This is a genomic window from Micrococcus sp. HMSC067E09, assembly GCF_001812555.1.
Lineage (GTDB): Bacteria > Actinomycetota > Actinomycetes > Actinomycetales > Micrococcaceae > Micrococcus > Micrococcus lylae.
In genome coordinates, this window is record NZ_KV809438.1 from 229,169 (window position 1) to 235,168 (window position 6,000).

Genomic DNA, 6,000 nt, shown 5'->3' on the forward strand with positions numbered 1-6,000 from the left:
GGCCGGCGTTTTCGTTCGGGAAACGGTCGAGTCCCGCGACGCTTTCGTTCGGGCGAGCGTCGGGTTCGCGCCGCTGACGTCACCCAGTCACCCAGAACGACGACGGTCCGGCACCTTCCTGCCGGAAGGCACCGGACCGCGCACAGGCGAACGGCGTCCCGAGGAGGATCAGCCCTTCACGATGTCGCCGGTGACGGCGTCCACGTAGACCTTGTCGGCATCGTTGCCGTCGGCGTCGTCGAAGTCGATCTCCCACACGAGGGTGCCGTCCTCCTCGTCCAGTTCCACATCGTCCACGGTCTGGCCGTCGCGGCCCTCGAGGGCGGTGCTGATGGCGTCGTCGATGGAGACCTCGGCGCGGTTGGCCTTGTCCGCGTCGTCCTTGTCCGTCTCACGCTCGGTCTCGGTGACCTCGCCGTCCTGGGTGACGTCGTACTCCACGGTCTCCTCGCCCTCCACGGCCTCGACGTCCCACATGGTGTCGTCGTCATCGCGGTCCAGGGAGAGCACGATCGCGTCGGCGGCTGTGCCCTTCACAGCGTCGATCGCGTCGAAGGCCGGATCGGTGCCGGCGGCGGAGGAACTCGAGGCGGCCGAGGCGGCGGAGGGAGCCGAGGAGGCGTCGTCCTTGTCATCGGCGTTGTCTGAGGCGTCGTCATCGGCGTCGCCCGAGGAGTCGGCCTGGGCAGGAGCCGAGGAGGACTGGTTGTCCTGCAGCTCGATCGAGTCGCCGGCCTCGGAGTCGCCGGAAGCGCCGCAGGCAGAGAGGGCGAGCACGGCCAGGATGCCGGTGCCGGTGAGGGTGAGCTTCTGGGTGAGGGTCTTCTGCATGGTGTGACTCGCTTTCCAATCCGGGGCAGATCGTCCGTCGATCTTGTGTTTCATGAAACGGGACGATCATGAGAACAGTGTGAGCACGTTGCGCTGGGGAACCCGAAGCCCGCGATCACGCCGATTTGGCATGTGCACGGGAGGGCTTGTAAGATAGTCTCCGTTGTCCAGATGACCTGGAGGTCGCCTGGGAGACATTCCCCCGTAGCTCAACGGCAGAGCATTCGACTGTTAATCGAAGGGTTACTGGTTCGAATCCAGTCGGGGGAGCAGAGCAGAAGCTTCCGAAGCCCCTGCACCGACGAGCTCGGTGTGGGGGCTTCGTCGTGCCTGGAGGACGACCGGGCCGCGGGAGCTAGTTGGGCCCGCCACTGTCGCCCGTGTTGGACGCGATCGCGCGGACTTCGAAGTCTCGCGGCAAGGACAACACCTCGGTCTCCGAACAGATCCACGACACCGAGGTGGTCTCGGTCGCGGAGCTGCGTCGGCTGCCGTTCGGGTGGGGGATCCTGCTGAACCGCAACGGGCGTCCGATCCTGATGCAGATGACCCGTTGGTGGGACCGCAAGGACGGCAAGCAGATCAAGGAGGCCGCGGGGCGGTACTCGAAGGCGCTGCTGGCCGAGCTGGAGTCCAAGGACCCGGCCCCGTCCACACCGACCGACGCGGACCGGGCCGAGGACTCCGTGGCGGCGTTGGACCCGGTGCCGGAGACGGCCCCGGCGATCCCTGTGCGGTGAGGGCATGGGCAGGTTCGGGCTGCACCGCACCGGCTCGGCCGAGTACAAGCGGTACCTGCGGTCCCAGGCGTGGGGGTACAGGCGGGTGCGGTGGTTCGCGGACTGCCGGCAGGCCGGCCAAGAGCCGGCCTGCCAGGTCTGCGGGATCACGCTGACCCAGGCCGGGACCCTGGACCTACACCACGTCTCGTACAAGGGCGTGGGCCAGGACGAGGAGGGCCGGTGGCAGGCCCGTGAAGCGCACAACGACCTGATGCCGTTGTGCCGGGACCATCACCAGCGGGTGCATCAGATCATGGACGGCAAGAAGGAGTTCTTTGGATGGGACCGCAGGCGGGCGACGGTCGTGATCGTGGCCAGGATGATCCGGCAGAGGCAGGCATGAGCGACGGCGGGGGTGCACGGTGCCATGTGTGCCAGCGGCCCGTCTCCACGAGGTGGCACTGTACCGATGGACGACATCTGGACCGCGCCGAGTGTCGTGCCACCGGCGGAATCGGGGTGTGGTTGTGCGGTACATGCGAGGACGCCGCGCATCGCTACATGTGCTCGACCGGGGCAGACGGGCGCGAGGCCGTTGAGGAGCTGTTCGCCCGGCTCGAGAGGCTGTTGGGCGGGCCAGCACGCCGGTACACGAGAGAAGGACGGAACTGATGACATCGCCCTGGGTTGAAGACGACGAGCCCACGGACTGGGAGGGGCCGGCGACCGCCGATGACGACGGACAGACGGGAACTCCGCTGCCCTACGTCGACCCGGAGGTCGCCGCGGAACTCGCGGGCGAGGGTCCGCCGGTGTGGATGGGCACGCGGTGGAGGGAGATCAAGGCAGAGCACCAGTGGGAGGCGTGGAACACGCTGCGTCGGTGGGTGGACTGGTTCGTAGCCGAGTACCGGCTGGTGACCTCGGTGGTGCCGCCGTGCTGGTACAAGCACTCGGACCTGACGGCCGAGCTGTATGCGGCGATGTGCATGGAGTACAAGGTCTGGGAGGAACAGGCTCCGGGGCTGGGCCCGATGATGATGTGGCACCCGCATGTGGAGATGCTCACCGCGCGTCTGCGCCGCATGGTGGATGAGGCCGGCTGCGCGAAGATCGGGAGGCACAAGGAGCCCGAGGCGTACGGAGACCGTCCAGCGTTCACGCTGGACTACGACGAGGACGACTTCACGGCCTGGGCTGGTACCACCCGTGAACAGGACACCCTCGAACGACCCGCGACGGGCGTGCAAAACGTGCGGGCACGTGTGGTGGACGGCGACGGCGGGCAGGTCGCGGTGTCGAACCCGGTGGGGCTGGCCGCCTCCCGGCAGCCTGAAGACGTGGCCGTGGTGCTGGAGATGTCCTCGTCTACGCCGTCGGCTCCACGGCTGGCGGTGTCCGTGGCTGATAGTCGGGACGACCTCAGTGTGGAGTGGGAGAGCTCCCCGGACGGGCACATCTGGGGCACCCTGGGAGATGAGCAACAGCCGGAAGACTCGAGCGAGGAGGAACGACGATGAACTGGGTTCGCGGCACCGGTAGCCCGTGGAACATGCACTGGGTCCAGCAAATGGACAGGCAGGAGTGGGACCTCTATGAGGACGACCGCACCGGCGCAATGTGGGTGGAGCGGGAGTACGGCACCGTGCTGGCCATGCTCAGCGACTGAAGCGCCCTGGGTTTCGTTCCGAGGTCAGGACGCAACGGGCGCTGAGTCCTGGTCGTGAGTGTAGGCCGCCTCGACCTCCGCCGGAGTGCGGTAACCGAGGGCCTCATGCAGGCGGGCGGTGTTCCACCAGTGCACCCACCCCATGGTGGCCAGCTCGACCGCCTGCACGGACTCCCAGAGCCGCTTGGAGTGGATGAGTTCGGCCTTGTAGAGGCCATTCACGCTCTCGGCCAGGGCGTTGTCGTAGGAGTCGCCCACGGTGCCCACCGAAGCGCTCACCCCGGCGGTGATGAGCGCGTCCGAGTACGCCAAGCTGACGTACTGGGCGGGTTCAACCGGTCGTTGCAACACCGTGCGTTGAGAGCGAGCGTAGCTGCTCGGCGAAGACCTCCGCGGGAGTCTTCCAGTCCAGGACCTTCCTGGGCCTGTTGTTCAGCGTGTACGCGACCGCGGCGAGGTCGTCCGCAGACCAGCGCGACAAGTCAGTTCCCTTGGAAAAGTACTGCCGGAGCACCCCGTTCATGTTCTCGTTCGTCGGCCGCTGCCACGGAGAGTGCGGGTCCGCGAAGAACACTCTCGTGCCCGTAGCCATCGTGAACTGAGCATGCCCAGCCAACTCTCCACCTCGGTCCCAGGTGAGCGTCTGACGCAGCTGCTGGGGAAGGCCCGTCATCGCCTTAGTCAGGGCCGCGGTCATCGCCTCGGCCCCGTACCCGCCCAGCGACGGCCCGTTCTTCACCGGCGACCGCTCACCCCATCCCTCCAGGCGGGGCAAGTGGACCAGGATCGTGGCCCGGCTCTTGCGCTCGGCCAGAGTCCCGATCGCTGAACGCTCGGTCCCGATGATCAGGTCCCCTTCCCAGTGCCCGGGCACAGCACGATCAGCGGCCTCAGGTGGGCGCTTGCTGAACACCACGTCCTCGGTGACGTGGCCCTGGGGCTTGTTCCGGGTACGTGCCCGCGGCTCGCGCAGAGCCCGCCCGGTACGCAGGCACCCGACGAGTTCGCGTTTGAGTGCGCCCCGTCCCTCGACGAACAGGGACTGATAGATCGCCTCGTGAGAGATCCGCATGGACACATCATCCGGGAACTCCAGGCGCAGCCGGTGGCTGATCTGCTCAGGGCTCCACGCCGTGGACCACCGCCGGTCCGCCCGGCGCGGTTTCATCTTCCGCCCCTTGAAACCGGGCCCGACCGGTCCCGGCACGGCCACGCCATCGGGGCCCAGGACCACCCCGTTCAGCCGTGCCTGGACGTAGTCATGCAGCCGCTGGTTCGTGGCCAGCTTCGCCGGCTTGGGCCGCCTGGCCGCCTCCTGAGCCTTCCACTGCGCCACCGTGGCCCGGTACTCCTTGCTCCCGGAACGAGTGGCGCAGTTACGGCGCAGCTCACGGCTGATCGTGCCGGGATCACGTCCCAGGGCACGCCCGATCTGACGCACCCCGTGGCCCTGAGCGTGGAGGATCGCGAGCTCCTCACGCTCAGCGAAGGACAGATACCGGCCGGTGGGCTCGGCTAAGGACAGCGGGGTCATCCCGCCAGCGTGACGGAACCAGCGCGCCCCGACGGGCCAGGACACGCCCACCGCCAGCGACGCCTCGACCGTGGTGACACCGGTGGCGATCACACGACAGAACTGGCGTTGGACCTCCCGTGAGGGCTGCGGCCTGCCAGGAGAGCGCATCGGGGCCCGCAAGGCCCGATCCGCTCTCCACTGCCGACGTGTCCCCTCGGGCACGTCACTGATCTTCCTCGCCCAGTCCTTGCTTGCCATCGCCCATACCTCCAGTGATTCCGAGAGGGTGTTGCGACGACCGATTGAATCCACCCTGGGCGCCTCGGTCCGAGTGGTGCACCAGGCCTTGGCGGCCACGGCTGGCACCCGTGCTCAGGAGAGCATGTTCAAGGGCCAGCAGCGGCAGCCCCTGGGTATGCAGAATGGCTGACACGGCCCACCCCACGATCCGGCGGGTGAAGACGTCGGTGATGAACGCGACGTAGCAGAACCCGGTCAAGATCCTGACGTAGGTGATGTCAGCGACCCACAGCTGGTGAGGACGCTCAGCGGCGAAGCGGCGTTCGACCAGGTCCGGGCGGGTATCCGGCTCACCTGCCGGTCGCGTGGTGATCGGCTTGCGGCCCCGCCGCACTCCCTGCAGACCGGCGGCCCGCATGAGCCGGGCGACCTGGTCCCGGCCGATCTGCCAGCCGGCCCGGACCATCGCGTGGTGCATCTTCCGGACCCCGTAGACGCCGTAGTTCTCCGCGTGGATCCGCCGGAGTTCCTCGATGAGGATCGCATCTCGCAGCGCCCGCGCGGAGGTGGGCCGTGTCTTCGCGGCACGGTAGGCCCGGGAGGTGATGAACCCACACGCTGTCGCACTAAGGGTGCGGCAGATGGCCTCGACCCCGAAACGATCGCGGTGTTCGTCGATGAACGCGATCATCTCGTCGTGGGGCGGTCGAGTTCCCTGGCGAAAAAAGCCGAGGCGGCCTTGAGGATCTCGTTCGCCCGCCGGGCCTCGGCAAGCTCACGCTTGAGCCGGCGAATCTCCTCGGCCGGACTCTCGCCAGCGGGCACTGGTGCTACCTCGTGGCCGTGGCGATGGCACCACATCCGCAGCGTCTCTTCACCGACTCCGACCTGCGGGGCGATGGCTCGGATGGAGTGCGAGCGAGGCCCTCCTTGAGCGGCTTGGCGTTCCAGGACCATCCGCACAGCGCGCTCACGCAGCTCGGGGGTGTTGAGCCGCCCCCTTCATTCGGTCCGGACGTTCT

General features: G+C 67.7%; 7 protein-coding genes, 1 tRNA gene and 1 pseudogene. 5 read left to right on the top strand and 4 right to left on the bottom strand.

Annotated elements, in window-relative coordinates; translation table 11 throughout:
- Positions 1-168: 168 nt before the first annotated feature.
- Positions 169-831 carry a PepSY domain-containing protein gene (locus HMPREF2863_RS06445; protein WP_070638868.1) on the bottom strand — a complete coding sequence of 221 codons (663 nt, stop codon included), beginning with the start codon at positions 829-831 and terminating at the stop codon, positions 169-171.
- Positions 832-1,029: 198 nt separating this feature from the next.
- Here HMPREF2863_RS06445 and HMPREF2863_RS06450 point away from each other — a divergent pair.
- The 5 genes from HMPREF2863_RS06450 to HMPREF2863_RS12055 all read left to right on the top strand — a co-directional run bounded on the left by HMPREF2863_RS06450 (position 1,030) and on the right by HMPREF2863_RS12055 (position 3,222).
- A tRNA-Asn gene (locus tag HMPREF2863_RS06450) sits at positions 1,030-1,101 on the top strand.
- Between the two features lie 110 nt (positions 1,102-1,211).
- Positions 1,212-1,571 (top strand): hypothetical protein, encoded by a 360-nt coding sequence (locus HMPREF2863_RS06455; protein ID WP_070638870.1) that lies wholly within the window; start codon positions 1,212-1,214, stop codon positions 1,569-1,571.
- 4 nt (positions 1,572-1,575) lie between these two features.
- A complete protein-coding gene (locus HMPREF2863_RS06460) occupies positions 1,576-1,956 on the top strand; it encodes a hypothetical protein (protein WP_067192093.1) in 381 nt (126 codons plus the stop codon).
- 268 nt (positions 1,957-2,224) lie between these two features.
- Positions 2,225-3,073: a hypothetical protein gene (locus HMPREF2863_RS06465; protein WP_070638873.1), complete on the top strand. Its 849-nt coding sequence runs from the start codon at positions 2,225-2,227 to the stop codon at positions 3,071-3,073.
- Positions 3,070-3,222 carry a hypothetical protein gene (locus tag HMPREF2863_RS12055; RefSeq protein ID WP_168165761.1) on the top strand — a complete coding sequence of 51 codons (153 nt, stop codon included), beginning with the start codon at positions 3,070-3,072 and terminating at the stop codon, positions 3,220-3,222. Before HMPREF2863_RS06465 ends, HMPREF2863_RS12055 begins: the two co-directional genes overlap by 4 nt.
- A 24-nt stretch (positions 3,223-3,246) precedes the next feature.
- On the opposite strand, the pseudogene HMPREF2863_RS06470 reads toward HMPREF2863_RS12055, so the two are convergent.
- From HMPREF2863_RS06470 to HMPREF2863_RS11515, 3 genes and pseudogenes are all read right to left on the bottom strand, one after another.
- Positions 3,247-3,549, bottom strand: a pseudogene (locus HMPREF2863_RS06470) (integrase core domain-containing protein); the annotation flags it as partial.
- A 4-nt stretch (positions 3,550-3,553) separates the two neighbouring features.
- Positions 3,554-4,756 (bottom strand): IS30 family transposase, encoded by a 1,203-nt coding sequence (locus tag HMPREF2863_RS06475; protein WP_102957544.1) that lies wholly within the window; start codon positions 4,754-4,756, stop codon positions 3,554-3,556.
- Between the two features lie 205 nt (positions 4,757-4,961).
- On the bottom strand, positions 4,962-5,669 hold the full coding sequence (locus HMPREF2863_RS11515) for an IS3 family transposase (protein ID WP_088477941.1): 708 nt from the start codon (positions 5,667-5,669) through the stop codon (positions 4,962-4,964).
- Between the last annotated feature and the right edge of the window lie 331 nt (positions 5,670-6,000).